Source organism: Myxococcus xanthus (assembly GCF_006402735.1).
Lineage (GTDB): Bacteria > Myxococcota > Myxococcia > Myxococcales > Myxococcaceae > Myxococcus > Myxococcus xanthus_A.
This window is the reverse complement of the sequence record NZ_CP017174.1, coordinates 4,924,891-4,941,741: the sequence shown is the minus strand read 5'-3', so window position 1 is coordinate 4,941,741 and position 16,851 is coordinate 4,924,891. Positions and strand designations below refer to the sequence as shown.

The 16,851-nt window shown below is 68.8% G+C and carries 13 protein-coding genes; 10 read left to right on the top strand and 3 right to left on the bottom strand.

Going from position 1 to position 16,851, the window contains the following annotated elements; translation table 11 throughout:
• Nucleotides 1-44 precede the first annotated feature (44 nt).
• Nucleotides 45-2,105, top strand: a complete 2,061-nt coding sequence (locus BHS09_RS20325; protein ID WP_140798646.1) for a protein kinase domain-containing protein — start codon at nt 45-47, stop codon at nt 2,103-2,105.
• A gap of 45 nt (nt 2,106-2,150) precedes the next feature.
• Here the strand turns inward: BHS09_RS20325 and BHS09_RS20320 are convergent, their stop codons facing one another.
• Nucleotides 2,151-3,671 (bottom strand): Hsp70 family protein, encoded by a 1,521-nt coding sequence (locus tag BHS09_RS20320; RefSeq protein ID WP_140792346.1) that lies wholly within the window; start codon nt 3,669-3,671, stop codon nt 2,151-2,153.
• A gap of 273 nt (nt 3,672-3,944) precedes the next feature.
• Here BHS09_RS20320 and BHS09_RS20315 point away from each other — a divergent pair, with 273 nt between their 5' ends.
• The 6 genes from BHS09_RS20315 to BHS09_RS20290 all read left to right on the top strand — a co-directional run bounded on the left by BHS09_RS20315 (nt 3,945) and on the right by BHS09_RS20290 (nt 12,425).
• Nucleotides 3,945-6,191 carry a PrkA family serine protein kinase gene (locus BHS09_RS20315; RefSeq protein ID WP_140798645.1) on the top strand — a complete coding sequence of 749 codons (2,247 nt, stop codon included), beginning with the start codon at nt 3,945-3,947 and terminating at the stop codon, nt 6,189-6,191.
• A gap of 122 nt (nt 6,192-6,313) precedes the next feature.
• Nucleotides 6,314-7,192 carry a S1 family peptidase gene (locus tag BHS09_RS20310; RefSeq protein WP_140792342.1) on the top strand — a complete coding sequence of 293 codons (879 nt, stop codon included), beginning with the start codon at nt 6,314-6,316 and terminating at the stop codon, nt 7,190-7,192.
• A gap of 95 nt (nt 7,193-7,287) precedes the next feature.
• Nucleotides 7,288-7,740, top strand: coding sequence for a deoxycytidylate deaminase (locus BHS09_RS20305; RefSeq protein ID WP_090490494.1), 453 nt, complete (start codon nt 7,288-7,290; stop codon nt 7,738-7,740).
• Between the two features lie 176 nt (nt 7,741-7,916).
• Complete coding sequence (locus tag BHS09_RS20300; RefSeq protein WP_140792340.1) at nt 7,917-8,654, top strand: sensor histidine kinase; 738 nt, start codon at nt 7,917-7,919, stop codon at nt 8,652-8,654.
• Nucleotides 8,655-8,733: 79 nt separating this feature from the next.
• Complete coding sequence (gene nla6, locus BHS09_RS20295; protein WP_140792338.1) at nt 8,734-10,188, top strand: enhancer binding protein Nla6; 1,455 nt, start codon at nt 8,734-8,736, stop codon at nt 10,186-10,188.
• Between the two features lie 269 nt (nt 10,189-10,457).
• On the top strand, nt 10,458-12,425 hold the full coding sequence (locus BHS09_RS20290) for an ArsA family ATPase (protein WP_140798644.1): 1,968 nt from the start codon (nt 10,458-10,460) through the stop codon (nt 12,423-12,425).
• A gap of 279 nt (nt 12,426-12,704) precedes the next feature.
• Here BHS09_RS20290 and BHS09_RS20285 read toward each other — a convergent pair whose 3' ends face one another.
• On the bottom strand, nt 12,705-13,391 hold the full coding sequence (locus tag BHS09_RS20285; RefSeq protein WP_237079712.1) for a tetratricopeptide repeat protein: 687 nt from the start codon (nt 13,389-13,391) through the stop codon (nt 12,705-12,707).
• Nucleotides 13,392-13,462: 71 nt separating this feature from the next.
• On the opposite strand from BHS09_RS20285, the gene BHS09_RS20280 reads away from it, so the two are divergent.
• From BHS09_RS20280 to cmk, 3 genes are read left to right on the top strand one after another with little or no spacing between them, the layout of a single operon-like run.
• The gene (locus BHS09_RS20280) at nt 13,463-14,431 is read left to right on the top strand and encodes an acetyl-CoA carboxylase carboxyltransferase subunit alpha (protein ID WP_140792332.1); all 969 of its coding nucleotides are present in this window, start codon (nt 13,463-13,465) and stop codon (nt 14,429-14,431) included.
• A gap of 25 nt (nt 14,432-14,456) precedes the next feature.
• Nucleotides 14,457-15,548 (top strand): histidinol-phosphate transaminase, encoded by a 1,092-nt coding sequence (hisC, locus tag BHS09_RS20275; protein ID WP_140798642.1) that lies wholly within the window; start codon nt 14,457-14,459, stop codon nt 15,546-15,548.
• The gene (gene cmk / locus BHS09_RS20270; RefSeq protein ID WP_140792328.1) at nt 15,545-16,237 is read left to right on the top strand and encodes a (d)CMP kinase; all 693 of its coding nucleotides are present in this window, start codon (nt 15,545-15,547) and stop codon (nt 16,235-16,237) included. The genes hisC and cmk overlap by 4 nt, the downstream gene beginning before the upstream one ends.
• A gap of 47 nt (nt 16,238-16,284) precedes the next feature.
• Here cmk and BHS09_RS20265 read toward each other — a convergent pair whose 3' ends face one another.
• The gene (locus BHS09_RS20265) at nt 16,285-16,785 is read right to left on the bottom strand and encodes a winged helix-turn-helix transcriptional regulator (RefSeq protein ID WP_140798641.1); all 501 of its coding nucleotides are present in this window, start codon (nt 16,783-16,785) and stop codon (nt 16,285-16,287) included.
• Nucleotides 16,786-16,851: the final 66 nt, after the last annotated feature.

Below are 16,851 nucleotides of genomic sequence, written 5' to 3'. Positions count from 1 at the left end.
GCACGCCGTATCGGGATGGGGGCGGGGACCGTAGCACGCGCGTTGTGACAGGCCGGTCGCCGCCGCGCGGCTGGCTGCCGTGGGAGAGGGCCGCCCGCAGTACCTTGCGAGGGGCCGGTGTGAGACACTTCCCGCTTCCCATGGTCGAAGACTCCAACTCCGAGCGACAAGTCATTGGCGACCGCTACGTCCTGGAGCGGCGGCTGGCTGGCGGCGGCATGGGCACCATCTGGGTGGCGTTGGATCCCAAGCTCCAGCGCCGCGTGGCCCTCAAGCTGATGGCGGCCCACTGCGCGCCCGCGCCCCTGGCGCGCCAGCAGTTCGAATGGGAAGCGCGGGCGATTGCCCGCCTCCAGAACCCCCACGTCATCCAGGTCCACGACTGCGACCTCTCCGGCGAGACGCCCTACATCGTCATGGAGTGGCTGGTGGGAGAGGACCTGGAGGCCCTGTTGAACCGCCGCGGCCGGCTGTCCCTGGCCATGGTGGAGCGGCTGGTGACGCAGGCGGCCCGCGCGCTCACCGCCGCGCATGCCGCGGGCGTCATCCACCGCGACCTCAAGCCGGCCAACCTGTTCCTCGCGCGCACGGAGCATGGCGAACAGGTGAAGGTGTTGGACTTCGGTCTGGCGCTGCTGATGTCGGGCGGCGCGGCCCGGCCGCATCCCGAGGAGGAGATGGCCGGCACGCCCCGGTACATGAGCCCCGAGCAGCTCCGAGGGCTGGAGCCGCGGCTGGACCACCGCTGTGACCTCTGGGCGCTGGCCGTGGTGGCGTATCGCGCGCTGACGGGGCAGCACCCGTTCCCCTTGGAGTCACTGCGGCAGATGCGCCTGGGCAACGTGCCGCCGCCGCCCGCGCCGCCGTCCAGCCTGGCACCGGAGCTGGGCACGGAGGTGGACGCCTTCTTCGCGCGCGCCCTGGACGTGGACCCCGCGCGCCGCTTCCAGTCCGCGCACGAGTTGGCCTCCGCCCTCACCAGCGCGGTGGACGCGGGCCGGCCGTCGCGCCCGGCGAAGATCCTGGTCGTGGATGACGAGCCGGACATCGTCGTGTTGATGGAGCAGAGCTTCCGCAAGCAGATCCGCCGCTCCGTCTACCAGTTCCTCTTCGCCGCGGACGGCGAGGAGGCGCTGGAGGAGATGCGCCAGCATCCCGACATCGAAGTCGTCCTCTGCGACATCAACATGCCGCGCATGGACGGGCTGACGTTCCTGTCGCGCGTGGGGGAGATCAGCTCGCTGACCCGGGTGGTCATCGTCTCCGCGTATGGGGACATGAACAACATTCGCACGGCGATGAATCGCGGCGCCTTCGACTTCATCACCAAACCCATCGACTTCCCGGACCTGGAGGCCACGCTCGTCAAGACGCTGAAGCACGTGCGCGAGCTGCGCCGCACCGTGCGCTACACGGAGGAGAACGGCCTGTTGCGCATGTTCGTCCCGGGCGCGGTGCTGGAGCGTCTGCCGCCGTTGCTCCAGGGCTCGGACGCCATGGCGGGCGAGTGGGTGGACGGCACGGTGGTGTTCATCGACGTGGATGCCTTCACACCGGTGCTGCACCAGGAAGCGCCGCCGGAGTCCCTGCGCCGCCTCAACGCCAACTTCGAGGCCATTGTCCCGGAGTTGCTCGCGCGCGGCGGCATCGTGGACAAGTTCATGGGGGACGCGGTGATGGCCGTCTTCCGAGGCCCCGGGCACGTGGACCTGGCGCTGGAGGCCTGTCACGCCATTCACCGGCAACTGGGCGCGCTGGCATCGCGTGGCGGCGAGGGCGCACCGTACGCGCATGGCGTCTGCATGGGCCTGGATTCGGGTGACCTGGTGGCCGGCAGCGTGGGGGCGAAGGCCTCCGGCCGGCTGGACTTCACGGTGCTGGGGGACGTGGTGAACACCGCGGCGCGGCTGGCGGTCCGGGCCGGGCGCGGGCAGGTGCTGGTCAGCGGCCGGGCCCAGGCGCGCGCGGCGTCACGCTTCCACCTGGTGCCCGTGGAGGCGGGCCTCTTCGAGCTGGCCCGCGATGAGGGCCAGGGCCCGCTGGGTCCGGAGGACGCGACGGCTTTCCTGCCGCCGGAAGCGGCGGCCGTGGGCCGGGGCGGTTGAGGGCGCTCCGCTCCTGGCGAATGGGAGCGGGGCAGGGGATGCGAATCAGGCCTGGCTGACGCGCACCGTGGTCTTCATCTCGCGGCCGGACGCCGGGTCACGCGCGCGCATGGTGAGGATGCCTTCCACGTTCACGTCGAACGTGATCTCCACCTGCGCGGCGCCGGCGCGACCGGGCTGGATGCCGGAGAAGGTGAACTCACCCAGCATGTCGTTGCGGGCCACCAGCTCGTTGTCGCCCTGGAAGATGCGCACGGCGAGCTCGGTCTGGTTGTCCATGCTGGTGGTGGCCAGCAATTGCTTGGCGTTGGGAATGGCCGCGTTGCGCGGGAAGACGACGTGGAAGGCGCCGCCGGCCTTCTCCAGGCCAATGGCCATGGGAATCACGTCCAGCAACTGGATGCGCAGGTTGGTGTCGTCCTGCAGCGAGTGCGCGTAGAGCGCGGCGCCAATGGCCACCGCCTCGTCCGGGTGCACGCCCTTGCTGGGCGGCTTGCCGAAGAACTTGGTGAGCCGGTCCTGGACGATGGGCATGCGCGTCTGGCCGCCCACGAGCATGACCTCGTCGACGTCCTTGGTGGACAGCCCGGAGTCCACCAGCACGCGCGCCACCATCTGCAGGGTGCGATCCACGAGCTGGTTGGTGAGCTGCTCCAGCATCTTCCGGGTGAACTTCATCTCGATGTTCAGGGGCTGGCCCTGCGACGTCATCGTGATGAAGGGGATGTTGAAGGGGACTTCCTCGCGCGCGGACAGGTCGATCTTCGTGCGCTCGGCCAGGTCCTTGATGCGCTGCATGGCCACCGGGTCCGTGGCGAGGTCGATGCCCGTCTTCGCCGCGAAGTCCTTGAGGACGTGGTGGATGATGGCGTTGTCGAAGTCGATGCCGCCGAGGAAGACGTCACCGCCGGTGGACTTCACCTCGAAGACGCGGTCGCGAATCTCGATGATGGAGACGTCGAAGGTGCCGCCGCCCAGGTCGTAGATGACGACCTTTTCCTTCAGCCCCTTGCCCACGCCGTAGGCCAGCGCCGCCGCGGTGGGCTCGTTGATGATGCGGACGACCTCCAGGTCGATGAGCTTGCCCGCGTCCTTCACCGACTGGCGCTGCCGGTCGTTGAAGTAGGCGGGGACCGTCACCACCGCCCGCTTGATGGGCATCTTCAGGTAGTTGGAGGCGACCTCGCGGATCTTCCCCAGGATCTTGGCGCTGACCTCCTGGAGGGCGAACTCCTTCTTCCCCACGTCCAGGATGACGTCACTCTGCTTGCCGGGGCGCATGTTGTACGCCACGACCTTCTTCATCGTGTCGACGACCTCGGTGCCGAAGCCCCGGCCCACCAGTCGCTTGGAGCCGTAGACGGTGTTGCGCGGGTTGAGCTGCCACTGGCGCTTGGCCTCGTAGCCGATGAGTTCGTTCCCCTTGTCGTCGATCGCGAAGATCGAGGGGATGGTGTACTCGCCGCCCTTGTAGGGGATGAGCTTGACGTTCCCGCTGTCCTCGACGATCGCCGCGCACGAGTTCGTCGTGCCGAGGTCGATGCCGATGATGGGCTCCTTGTGCATCTTGCTTGGACTCCGGGTGGGTAGGCCGCAGAGGAAGATAAAGACCGTAGCGCACCCTCGCGTCGCGCGCGAGTTCACACACCCCGACGTTTGCCGCTCCCCGGGAATGCGGACCCGGGCTCCCTGCTTCCCCAGGAGGGGGCCTTAGCGCTCCCGGTGCCCGCCCGGTGGCCAGCAGCGCGTGCCCCAGCCGACAATGCCATCCGGGGTGCTGGACATTGGTGGCCCGGGCGGAAAACTTGGTGGTGGATGACTGACCAGAGGAGAATCAACTTGGACGCGAAGGGCTATCTGCAGGAAGTGGGCGCGCAGGTGAACGCCGACTTCGTCAAGAACCGGTCGATTCTCTCCTTCGAGGAATATCTCTCCCTCTTCTTCAGCGACCCGAAGGGCCAGGCCCGCAACGCGGCGCAGTACCTGCGGGACGTGATGGACCACTTCGGCACCACGACGGTGCCGCATCCCACGGGCACCATCCGGCGCTTCCAGGTCTTCGATGCGCCCGGCGGCGACCGGGACGACCGGGTGGCGGGCCAGGAGGAGGTGCAGAACGCCATCTACCGGCTGCTCGGCAACTTCGTGCGGGCCGGCCGCATCAACAAGCTCATCCTCCTGCACGGGCCCAATGGCAGCGCCAAGTCCACGCTCGTCAATGCCCTGAAGGAGGGCATGGAGGCGTACTCCCGGCTGCCCCAGGGCGCGCTCTACCGGCTCGCCTGGGTGTTCCCGTCGGAGAAGCTCATCAAGGGCTCCATCGGCTTCGGCGAGCGGGACTCCGCCAGTGGGGAGATGACCACCTTCGCGCACCTGGAGGCGGAGTCCATCGACCTGCGCATGCCTTGCGAGCTGCGGGACCATCCGCTCTTCGCCGTCCCGCCCGGCGAGCGCCGCAAGCTGCTGGAGACGGCCCTCAAGAAGAAGGGCCTGGGCAACGGGGACGGGGAGAGCGGCGACTTCATCCTGTCCGACTACGTGCGTGATGGCGAGCTGTGCTCCAAGTGCCGCCGCATCTACACCGCGCTGCTCAATTCCTACGGCGGGGACTGGCTGAAGGTGATGCGCCACGTCCAGGTGGAGCGCTTCTACGTGTCGCGCCGCTATCAGGTGGGCACGGTGACGGTGGAGCCGCAGATGAGCGTGGACGCCGTCGTCCAGCAGCTCACCGCGGACCGCACCCAGCTCAACGTGCCCGCGCCGCTGCACAGCACGGTGCTCTTCGAGCCGCACGGCCCCCTGGTCCACGCCAACCGCGGCCTCATCGAGTACGCGGACCTGCTCAAGCGGCCATTGGAGGCCTTCAAGTACCTGCTGGGCTTCAGCGAGACGGGCGAGGTCCCGCTGGAGCCCTTTGTCCTCCAGCTCGACGAGGTGCTCATCGCGTCGGCGAACGAGAAGCACCTCAACGCCTTCAAGGAGCTGCCGGACTTCGCATCCTTCAAGGGCCGCATCGAGCTGGTGCGCGTGCCCTACCTGCGCCGCTACCGCACCGAGCAGCAGATCTACGACGCGCAGATCACCTCCACCACCGTGGGCAAGCACGTGGCACCGCATGCCACGGAGCTGGCGGCCATGTGGGCGGTGCTCACCCGGCTGAAGAAGCCCATTCCGGACCGCTACCCGCAGGACGTGAAGGAGCTCATCGACCAGGTGACGCCGGTGGAGAAGCTGCACCTCTACGAAGAGGGCGCGCCGCCGGATCGCCTGAGCCTGGCCAACACCAAGGAGCTGCGCAAGCTGCGCGAGGAGCTGTTCACGGAGTCGGACGCGTACCCCAACTACGAGGGACGCTCGGGCGCCAGCGCGCGCGAAATAAAGACGGCGCTCTTCAATGCCGCGCAGAACGCCGACTACAAGTGTCTCAACGCGCTGGCGGTGCTGGAGGAGCTGTCCGCCATCTGCAAGGACAAGAGCGTCTACGAGTTCCTCTTGCAGGAGGTGGTGGACGGCTACCACGACCATGACGCCTTCGTGAAGCTGGCGGAGGCGGAGTACCTGGACCGGGTGGATTCGGAGGTGCGCGAGTCCATGGGCCTGGTGTCGGAGGGGCAGTACCGCGAGCTGGTGGAGCGCTACATCCAGACCATCAGCCATTGGGTGCGCGGAGAGAAGATGCGCAACCGCGTCACCGGGGTGATGGAGGCGCCAGAAGAGCAGCGCATGGTGGAGGTGGAGGCCATCATCATGCCGCGCGGCGAGGACGCCGCCGACTTCCGCCGGGGGCTCATCGCCTCCATCGGCGCGCACCGGCTGGACAACCCGGACGCGGTCATGGACTACGGCCGCATCTTCCCGGACATGTTCAAGCGCCTGCGAGACCACTACTTCGAGGAGCGCAAGCGGGTGCTGCGCAAGAACAAGGAGAACATCCTCAAGTACCTGTCCGAGGACCGCAACCAGCTCACCGCGCGCGAGCAGACGCAGGTGCAGAGCACGCTGAAGACGATGGCGGAGCGCTACGGCTACTGCGAGGCGTGCGCGAAGGACGCCATCCTCTTCCTGATGAAGAAGCGCTACGCGTGACCGGGCAGGCGTCCGGGGCCCGCCTGGACGCCTGCTTTCAAAGCCGGAAAGGGCTCGGGATGATGGGGGCTGCCAGGGAGTTGTACTGGCTGCATCCGTTTTCCCCCCAGACCGGAGAGTCGATGACCCGCTTCCTCCTGGGCGCCCCCGCCCTGCTCGCCCTCGTGTCGTGCGCCGGTGCGCCGTCTCAGCCGGCCGCCGCCACCCCCGCGTCTCAGGTGGCGCCCGTCGTCGAGCGGGTCCTCGCGGTGCCGGACGCGCCTCGCATGACGCGCAAGGAGCAGGTGCGGCGCATCCTCCCCCACAACGTGCGGCTGCAGCTCGCCTCGCAGGGAAGGGTGCTCAGCACGGCGTCGGGCGTGGTGGTGGGCGCCGAGCGGGATGAGAGCGGGGCCATGGTCGCCTGGGTGGTCACCAACGCGCATGCGGTGGCCATGGACGGGATGGAGGCTCCGGAGCTGCGCGTGCTGGTGGACCGCCGCGCGGAGTCGCTGGAGCACCGGGGCGAGGTGGTGGCCATGGGGCAGGTGCCTGACCTGGACCTCGCGCTGGTGCGCGTGCCAGGGCTGGACCTGCCCGCGGTGGAGCTGGCGGACGACGCGGAGCTGGAGCTGGGTGAGGACGTGGTGGTGGCCGCCTCGCCGTTTGGCCGCGCGCTGTCGCTGTCCGGAGGCATGCTGTCCCAGGTCGAATGGGACAAGGAGTCCCAGCGCCCGAAGATGGTGAAGACGGACGCCCCCATCGGCTACGGCGCGTCGGGCGGCGGCATCTTCAGCCTGACGACGGGCCGGCTGCTGGCCATCGTGGAGGGCTACCGCACCGCGAAGGTGGACTTCGAGGTGCAGGAGGAGAACTACAGCTTCGACGTGCCCATGCCGGGAGAGACGTTCGCCGCACCCAGCGCGAAGGTGCGCCACTTCCTCCAGGCCAAGGGCTTTGGCCGGCTGCTGGCGCGCAAGCCCGCGACGGAAGGTGGACTCGCCCACGCCGCCGGGCGCTAGTCACTTCGCGCGGTGTCTCAGGCCCGCTGGGCGGGCCGGCAGGAATCTCGACACCACGCGAGAGCGGGTTACATCCGCCGGTCTGGAGGTGTGGGATGGCCGGACGTGTCTCGTGGGATCAGTACTTCATGGACATCGCGACGCAGGTGGCCTCGCGCGCCACGTGTGATCGCAAGCACGTGGGCGCCGTCATCGTCCGGGGAAGGACCATCCTGTCCACCGGCTACAACGGCGCCATCCGCGGGCTGCCGCACTGCGATGACGTGGGCCACATGATGGAGAACGGCCACTGCGTGGCCACCGTCCACGCGGAGGCCAACGCCATCATCCAGGCGGCCACCAACGGCGTCAGCATCGACGGGGCGACCATCTACACCACCGCCTCGCCGTGCTGGCCGTGCTTCAAGCTGATCGCCAACGCGGGCCTGGTGCGCATCGTGTTCGGCGAGTTCTACCGGGACCCTCGCATCTTCGAGTACGCGGCCCGGCTGAAGCTGGACCTGGTGGGTCTGGGCGACGCCGCCCGGCCTCCCGCCTCGGGTGCCTGATCGCCCCGCACCGCGGGGCAGTACGGGCATTTCCGCGCGGATCGCGCGCGCTCCTCAATCGTCACCTGAAAGACACTCGCGGGCGGACCTAAGTCCGCGCCGTGCATGGGGAATTTGCCGCTTCCGGCAAGAATTACCGCCCCAGGGTTGACGATGTTGGAACGGCTCCCTAACTCTTGGCTCCGGTTGGGCGGCGGCGGGGGTGGATCAGGGAAAATCCCGAGGAGTTCCAGTTGGTTACCTCGACAGCAATGTCAAATAGTGCATCCTCTGTTGGGGACGCGCCGCAGCCCGTGGTGGGCGCGGCCCGATACCTGGCCGTCCCCACGCTGATGGACAGCCTGCTGCACGACGTCCGCAATCCGCTGAACGCGCTGGCCATCCACCTGGAGGTCCTGTCGGAGAAGCTGAAGGCGGAGACCGGCAGCGTGCCGCCGTCACAGGAGAAGAACCTCAAGGCCATGCGCGATCAGATCCAGCGCGTGGACGGCATCCTGAAGCTGTTCAGCGACTTCATCGTCTTCCGAGGCGGCGCGCCGGGCGTGGCGGACCTGTCGGAGGTCACCACGCGGGCGCTGGGCGTGCTGGGGCACGAGGGCCGCAAGCGCCGCGTCCAGGTCCAGGCGGCGGTGGAGGCGGGCGTCCAGGTCCGCCTGCCGGACACGTCGGAGCTGGGCTTCTTCCTCATCCAGACGCTGCTGCGCGCCTTCCGCCGGGCGGAGAATGGCGGCTCGATCCGCGTCACGGTGCGCGGGGACGAGACGAGCGCGGTGCTGGAGGTCGAGGATTCGGCCGGCGCCTGCCCCGAGCCCCTGCCTGAAGCCGTGGCCGCGCTGCAACTGCGCTGTTCACAGCTGGGCGTCGACCTGTACGTCCGGGCGGGGCTGTGCCGCCTGAGTTTCTCCCGCGCCTGAGTGTCTCATCGAGACGGGCCGGCTTCTGATTTCGAGTCACGACAACTTCGCGTCACGACGCAGTACGGGAGGTCTTCACTTGGGCAGCGCACGAATCCTGGCCGTGGATGACGAACGCGACACGTGTGAGGCGCTGGCGGACATGCTCAGCGCCTGGGGACACAAGGTCGAGATCGCATTCGACGGGCATGACGCCCTCCGAAAGGCGAACGAGTTCCGGCCGGACGTGGTCCTGTCGGATCTGGCCATGCCGGAGACGGATGGGCTCTGGTTGCTGCGCAACCTGAAGGAGGAGCTGCCGGACTGCCCGGTGGTCTTCCTGACGGGGCGGGGCACCATCGACGCCGCGGTGGAGTCCATCCGCGAGGGCGCCTACGACTTCATCGTCAAGCCGCTGGATACCGCGCGGCTCAAGGTCTGTATCGACCGGGCGCTGGAGAAGAAGGAGACGATGCGCGAGGTGCAGACGCTGCGGCGGCGGCTGAAGCAGCTCGGCTCGTCGGACCTGATTGCCCAGTCCGCGGGCATGCGCAAGGTCATCGAGCTGGTGGAGAAGGTGGCGCCTTCCAAGGCCAGCGTGTCCATCAGCGGCGAGTCCGGCACGGGCAAGGAAGTGGTGTCCCGCGCGGTGCACAACCTGTCCCTGCGCCGCGACAAGCCCTTCATCGCCATCAACTGCGCTTCCATCCCGGCCACGCTCATCGAGTCCGAGCTGTTCGGCCACGAGCGCGGCGCCTTCACCGGCGCGGATCAGCGGCGGCCCGGCGTGTTCGAGATGGCCCACGGCGGCACGCTCTTCCTGGACGAATTGGGTGAGATTCCCATCGAGCTGCAGGCCAAGCTCCTGCGCGTGCTGGAAGAGGGCAGGCTGCGCCGGCTGGGCGGCAAGGTGGAGATCGAGGTGGACGTGCGCGTGCTCTGCGCCACCAACCGCGACCTCAAGCAGGAGATCAAGAACGGGCGCTTCCGCGAGGACCTCTACTTCCGCCTCAACGTCTTCCAGATCCACCTGCCGCCCCTGCGCGAGCGCCGCGACGACGTCCCCATCCTGGTGCAGCACTTCGTGGACAAGTTCCGCGGCGACTCCGGCAAGCGCGTCAGCGGCGTGCACCCGGAGGCCATGGAGGTCCTGAAGAACTACGACTGGCCGGGCAACATCCGCGAGCTGCGCAACGCGGTGGAGCGCGCCGTCATCCTGTGCGACGGGGAGCTGATCACCCGCGAGCACCTGCCGCCCGACATGGCGGGCAAGAGCCCGGAGCGCCACACCTTCCGGCTGCCCTTCGGGCTGAGCCTGGACGCGGTGGAGCGCGAGTACATCCTGGGCAGCCTCCAGCGGAACGGGAACAACAAGGCCCGCACCGCCGAGGTGCTGGGGGTGAGCGAGAAGACGCTCTACAACAAGCTCAACCGCTACGCGGCCGAGGCCCGCGCGCAGCAGGCGCCCGGCGGCGGCGGTGGCGGTCCCCTGGGCGGGCAGGGAAGCGACGGCGGGATGGGGGCCATGGGCACCAACTCGTTCGTCATCCGCTGACCTCACGGGTAGGAAATCCCCTTCGGATTCCGGGCTCTTGGCCTGGCTCGGAGGGGACGCCCGCCCAGGCGGCGACCCCGCCGCGAAACCCCCGTCAATTCTTGACTTTTGACCTCCGGACGGGGGATTCTGGGGGGGTCTCCCACCCACAGGGAGTGCCCGGCCGTACATGTTCCACGCCTCGGGCAACTCCAGCGGCGCCAATCTATTCGGGCGCCCCGGAGTGTGCATCGGGTGCCGCGGGGGGGCACAAGGAAGGCCACAACGCAATGAGCGACGCGCGAGTACTTCACTTCTTCGGCGGCAAAGGCGGGGTAGGTAAGACTACGCTCGCGGCGGCATATGCGTTGAGGCTGTCGGAGGATGCGCCCAAGGAACGGGTGCTGCTCGTGTCGTTGGATCCGGTCCGCTCCCTGTCGGACCTGGTGAAGAAGAAGCTCCCGGCCAAGGCGACCAAGCTGGTCCCGGGCAAGGGAGACGGCGGCGTGTACGGCCTGGAAGTGGAGCCGGCGGCGCTGATGAAGCCCTTCCTGGCGTCCTACCTGCCCGCGCTGTCGAAGGCCGCGGCGAAGGGCACGCACGTGTCGGACGACGACATGGGCAAGCTGTACCAGCAGGCCGTGCCGGGGCTGGAGGAGCTGGTGGCGCTCTTCCACGTGGTGGACCTGCTGGAGGGCGAGGAGTTCGACCGCATCGTGGTGGACGCCGCGCCGACCAGCCACACCCTGCGGCTGTTCGACCTGCCGACGAGCCTGCGCAAGTTCCTGGGCCTGGTGAAGGCCGGTGGGGACAAGACGGAGGCGCCGGCGAAGAAGGGCAAGAAGGCGGCGGCCGCGGCCGAGGCGCCCGGCTTCCTGGAGCAGGTGGGGCAGAAGGCGGAGAAGCTGCTGGCGCTGCTGAAGGACCCCGCGCGCACGGCCTTCCACCTGGTGGCGCTGGCGGAGCCGGTGCCCGAGGCGCAGACGCGCATGCTCTTCACCCAGCTTCGCGAGCGCGGGCTGCCGGTGACGGAGATCGTCGTCAACCAGATCGAGGACAAGGACGGCTGTCCCGCGTGCCAGGGCCGCCGCGGCCTACAGGCCCCTCACGTCCGCAAGTTCCAGGCGCTGGACAAGACGGTGCCGGTGCACCTGCTGGGCCGGCGTGAAGTGGCGCCGCGCGGGCTGGATGGCCTGGCGCTGTTCGCCAAGGCGTGGGCCAGTGGCAAGGAGACCAAGGCGCTGGAGTTCGCCGCGGCCGAAGGGCCTCCGGCGCTGGTGCGCGCGCCGTCCATGCCGCCCATCGCCGCGCCGCCGCTGCCGCCCACGCGGCTCATCTTCTTCGTGGGGCAGGGCGGGGTGGGCAAGAGCTCCTGCGCCGCCGCCGCCGCGGTGACGCTGACGGAGAAGGAGGGGCCGGTGCTCCTCATCTCCACGGATCCGGCGCACTCGCTGTCGGACGTGCTGCAGAGCCGCCTGACGGACACGGAAACGCAGGTGAAGGGCACCAAGGGCCTGTACGCGCGTGAGCTGGACATCGCCGGCTGGTTCAATGCCCTGCGCAAGCGGGTGAAGGAGAAGGCGGAGAAGGCCTTCGAGGGCGCTCCCCGGTCGGGCAGCGAGGTGCCCGCGGATCTGCTCTACCTGCGCAACCTGCTGGAGTGCGCGCCGCCGGGCATCGACGAGCTGGCCGCGCTGTCCTGTCTGACGGACGCGCTGGTGCAGGAGCGCTTCAAGCGCATCGTGGTGGACTCGTCGCCGGTGGTGACGTCCGTGCGCGTGGTGGAGCTGGCGGAGACGGCCAAGACGTGGCTGGGCGCGCTGCACGCGGTGCTCACCAAGCACCGCGCCAAGGGCCTGGGCGAGCTGGCGGACGACATCGCCGGGATGCTCAAGCACGTGAAGCGCTTCGAGGACGCGCTGGCCTCCCCGAGCGAGGCGCGCTTCGTGGTCGTCACGCGTGGCGAGGAGCTGGCCGCGGCCCGCACCGAGCGGCTGGTGGAGTACCTGCAGGAGAAGAAGCTCCCCGTGGAGCGGGTGCTCGTCAACCGCGTGGGCCCCAAGTCCACCTGCGAGAAGTGCGAGAACCGGCGCAAGCTGGAGCTCAACGCGGCGAAGGCCATCGAGAAGAAGCTGGGCCTGCCCGTCACCATGGCGCCGGCCCTGGGCCGTCACCCGGCGGGCCTGCGCGAGCTGAAGGCCTTCCGCACGGCGTGGTACGCGCTGTCGCTGCCGGCCGCGAAGACCAAGGCGGCCTGAGGTCCAGGCCCGTCGTGGATCGGGCCAAAGGGGCGCCCTGCCGGGCTTCGTTTCACCCGGCGGGAGCGTCCTGGCTGTTGTGCAGAAGTAGAGGGGGCCGCCGCCACATCCGCCTCACGCCCTGATTCCACCCCGAAGAATCATCCCTTCCCACCTGCCCCCGTGCGCACCATGACGACGCGCGGCATGGGTGCCAAGGGGGTTGCGCGGGCCGTATCTGAAAGCGAGCGTGCCTCGCCTCGCGACTGATGGCTGGAATGCACGGAGGCCCGCGGGGGCTCACGCCTCGCATTCCGAAGGTGAGTCGGTGAACGTCTCCAGGCCAGGGAAGGTGAGCGCGCCCGTCTCCGTCAGCGTGCCTTCGAGCGGCGCACGGCCATTCAACCGAAGCGCTACCTGCCTGCCGCGCACCGTGTAGCGGCCCCGCACCTCCTTCTGGCGGGGCGTCCCGTCATCGCCCACCTCCTTCGTCCACAGGGTGACCCTGCCGGAGGGACCGAAGCGCAGCCCCTGGGTGGTGCCGTAGACGCCCACGCCCGGGCCGAACCAGGACACCTCGCGCAGCAGCACGGGGACATCCGCCTCCCTCGCCGGGCTTCGGCCCAGCAGCTTCTGCCAGCCCAGGGTGTCCCGGATGGGGGTGAAGTCCGCGTCCTCCTTCGCGCGGGCGAGCCGCCGGGCATCCAGCTTCACCGCCTGGGTGAGGTGCTCGACGATGACGTCCCGGTGGGCGCTGTACTCGCAGACCTTCCCCTGCTTGCGGAGCACCCCCAGGGTGGCGGCCAGGTTGTAGTGCGCCAGCGCATAGTCCGGGGACTCCCGGGCGGACGCCTGGAAGCGCTCCAGGGCCTCTGGGTAGCGCCCCGCCTGGTACAGCCGGAAGCCCTGGGTGTTCAGTCCCTGGGCATGGGGGGGCGTCGCGGCGCTTGTGAGGGCCAGGAGCAACAGGGGCAGGGCCGGGTGCATGTGCCTCCATACTGGGGTGCGTAACCGCTTGCGCGTTGAAAGCCGCCATACCCTGGTGCTAGTTCCGCGCCATGGCAACCGGTACCAGCTATGTGCTCGAGTTCGAGCGCCCCCTGATTGAGCTGGAAAAGAAGATCGACGAGCTCAAGGTCCTCTCCACCAGCGGCACGGTGGACTTCTCCTCGGAGATCTCCAAGCTCGAGAAGAAGGCGAAGAAGCTCCAGACGGAGATCTTCAGCGACCTGACTCGGTGGCAGGTGGTGCAGATGTCCCGGCACCCGAACCGCCCCTACTTCCTCGACTACGTCCACTACCTCTTCACCGACTTCGTCGAGCTGTGCGGTGACCGGGCCTTCGGCGAGGACCCGTCCATCGTCGGCGGCTTCGCGCGCTTCGACGGCAAGCCGGTGATGGTGATGGGCCACCAGAAGGGCCGCAACACCAAGGAGAACATGGCGCGCAACTTCGGCATGCCGCGCCCGGAGGGCTACCGCAAGGCCCGCCGCCTCATGGAGCTGGCCGAGCGCTTCGAGAAGCCCATCCTCACCTTCGTCGACACGCCGGGCGCGTACCCGGGCATCGGCGCCGAGGAGCGGGGACAGGCCGAGGCCATCGCCGTCAACCTGGAGGTCATGAGCCGCCTGCGCGTGCCCATCATCTCCACGGTGGTGGGGGAGGGCGGCTCCGGCGGCGCGCTGGCCATTGGCGTGGGCAACCGCGTGCTGATGCTCCAGAACAGCGTCTACTCCGTCATCTCTCCGGAGGGCTGCGCCTCCATCCTGTTCCGCGACGCCGCCAAGGCGGACAAGGCCGCGGACGCGATGCGGCTCACCGCGAAGGACCTGCTGGAGATGAAGATCATCGACGAGGCCGTCGCCGAGCCCGCCGGTGGTGCCCACCGCGACCCCGCGAAGATGGCGGAGGCGCTGGGCAAGACGCTGCGCAAGCACCTGGGGCAGCTCGCCGAGCTGTCGCCCGATGAACTGGTCCAGGACCGGTACGCGAAGTTTCGCGCGCTCGGTGTGTTCTCCGGACGCTGAAACCACGTACTCAGGACCTCACACCATGCGACCGCTCGTCCCCACCCACGTTGAGACGCTCAAGCCGTACGTGCCCGGCAAGCCCATTGAAGAGACCGAGCGCGAGTTCGGCCTCAAGGGTGTCATCAAGCTGGCCTCGAACGAGAATCCACTGGGCCCCTCTCCGCGCGCCGTAGAGGCCATGCGGAACATCTCTGGCGCGACGCACCTGTACCCCGACGCCACGTCCTTCCACCTGGTGCGCAAGGTGGCCGCGAACGTGGACGTGAAGCCGGAGCAGGTGGTGCTGGGCAGCGGCTCCAACGAGCTCATCGAGCTGCTCATCCGCACCTTCACCACGCCGGAGGACGAAATCCTCCTGTGCCAGGGCTCCTTCTCCGCGTACCGCATCTCCGCGCAGGCCCATGGGCGGCCCTTCGTGGAGGTGCCCATGCGCGAGGGCTACCAGTACGACCTGGAGGCCATGGCGAAGGCCATCACCCCGCGCACGCGGATGGTGTTCCTGGCCAACCCGGACAACCCCACGGGCACCGCGTTCAGCCGCGACGCCCTGACGCGCTTCCTGGCCGCGGTGCCGCCGGAGGTGCTGGTGGTGCACGACGAGGCCTACTTCGAGTTCGTCGAGTGGTCCGAGTACACCAGCGCCGTGCCGCTGGTCAGCCAGCACCCGAACCTGGTCGCGCTGCGCACCTTCAGCAAGATCCACGGGCTGGCGGGCGTGCGCCTGGGCTATGGCATCATGGATGCCCGACTGGCGGCGTACCTGCACCGCACGCGCATGCCCTTCAACCTGACGGTGCTGGCCCAGGCCGCGGGTCTGGCGGCCCTGGAAGACACCGAGCATGTTCGCCGCACGCGTGAGGTGAACCGCGCGGGTCTGGACTACTTCGCCGCGGAGCTGCCGAAGCTGGGCGGCACGCACACGCACAGCCACGCCAACTTCGTGTTCGTGGACTTCGGTCGTCCCGCGGTGGCGCTGTACGAGCAGCTGCTGCGCAAGGGCATCATCGTCCGGCCCTTCGCGGGGCAGGGTTTCCCGAACCACGTGCGCATCTCCGTGGGCACGCCCGCGGAGAACGCGCGCTGCGTCCAGGTGCTGAAAGAGCTCCTGTCATGAGCGCCCGGCCTTTCATCGTCGCCATCGACGGCCCCGCGGGCGCCGGCAAGTCCTCGGTGTCCAAGCTGCTGGCGCGCCGGCTGGGCTTCTCGCTGGTGGACACGGGCGCCATCTACCGCTGCGTGGCCTTGATGGCCCAGCGTGAGGGCATCGCCTTCGACGACGACGCCCGCCTGGGCGAGCTGCTGGGCCGCGTGCACATCCACTTCCAGGTGGTGGGCGAGGAGAACCACGTCTTCCTGGGCGGCCAGGACGTGTCCGGGGAGATTCGCACGCCGGACATCTCCATGGCGGCGTCACAGGTCTCCGGGCGGCCGGTGGTGCGCGCGGGCCTGCTGCAGCTTCAGCGGCGGCTGGCGCTCGAGTCGGAGAAGGGCGCCATCCTGGAGGGCCGTGACATTGGCACGGTGGTGTTCCCGGACGCGGACGCGAAGTTCTTCCTGGCGGCCAGCCCCGAGGTGCGCGCCCGGCGCCGCTACGAGGAGCTGTTCCAGAAGGGCGTGGAGAGCAGCCTGGACGCCGTGCTCGCGGACCAGACGAAGCGGGACCGCGACGACTCCGCCCGCGCCGTGGCACCGCTGAAGGCCGCCGAGGACGCGGTGCACGTGGACTCCAGCAGCATCCCCCTGTCGGAGGTGGTGCACGGGATGGAGTCTGAAATCCTGCGCCGGATGGCCCAGCGCGCCTAGCGCGGGTAGGGGAAACTACGCCCGGCGAAGAGGACGACGCGCCGGGCTCAGCGGGAGCGCTTCGCCAGCGCCTTCTCGTAGGCAGCCTGCAGCTCGCCGGATACCGAGCGCGCCGGCCGCAGCGCGCCGAGATGCAGGTGGCGCAGCTCCTCCATGAAGGCGTTCCAAAGCGGCGCGCCGCCCTGTTCCAGCAACTCCGCGCGTACGGACAGCTCCTTGCTCGGGCGCGTATGCCGGCGGCCCCATGCGCCCATGTGCGCGAGGAGTGGCACGAGCTGGATGGCCGCTTCCGTCAGGCTGTAGATGACCTTCTGTCGGTGGGTGGGATCCGGGCGTCGCGTCAGCAGGCCGGACGCCGTCAGGCGCTTCAGCCGGTCCGCGAGGATGTTCGAGGCGATGCGTTCCTCGCTCTGCGCGAGCAGCTCGCCGTAGCTGCGCCTGTTTCCGAACATGACGTCGCGGATGACGACCAGGCTCCAACGGTCGCCGAGCTGTTCGAGCGTCAGGTTGATCGGGCAGCCGGATCGCCCTGTCTGCGCCATGGCCATTCTCTCCAGGCTACTCCTTGCGATGTGCAAGTGGTAGGGATAGGGTTTCGACTGCTTGCGATATGC

Excerpts from the sequence above, each read along its gene's own strand:
- BHS09_RS20320 (WP_140792346.1), bottom strand. The coding sequence starts at position 3,671 with ATGCACAAGGAGCCCATCATCGGCATCGACCTCGGCACGACGAACTCG.
- BHS09_RS20310 (WP_140792342.1), top strand. The coding sequence starts at position 6,314 with ATGACCCGCTTCCTCCTGGGCGCCCCCGCCCTGCTCGCCCTCGTGTCG.
- BHS09_RS20305 (WP_090490494.1), top strand. The coding sequence starts at position 7,288 with ATGGCCGGACGTGTCTCGTGGGATCAGTACTTCATGGACATCGCGACG.
- BHS09_RS20290 (WP_140798644.1), top strand. The coding sequence starts at position 10,458 with ATGAGCGACGCGCGAGTACTTCACTTCTTCGGCGGCAAAGGCGGGGTA.
- BHS09_RS20285 (WP_237079712.1), bottom strand. The coding sequence starts at position 13,391 with ATGCACCCGGCCCTGCCCCTGTTGCTCCTGGCCCTCACAAGCGCCGCG.
- BHS09_RS20280 (WP_140792332.1), top strand. The coding sequence starts at position 13,463 with ATGGCAACCGGTACCAGCTATGTGCTCGAGTTCGAGCGCCCCCTGATT.
- hisC (WP_140798642.1), top strand. The coding sequence starts at position 14,457 with ATGCGACCGCTCGTCCCCACCCACGTTGAGACGCTCAAGCCGTACGTG.
- cmk (WP_140792328.1), top strand. The coding sequence starts at position 15,545 with ATGAGCGCCCGGCCTTTCATCGTCGCCATCGACGGCCCCGCGGGCGCC.
- BHS09_RS20265 (WP_140798641.1), bottom strand. The coding sequence starts at position 16,785 with ATGGCCATGGCGCAGACAGGGCGATCCGGCTGCCCGATCAACCTGACG.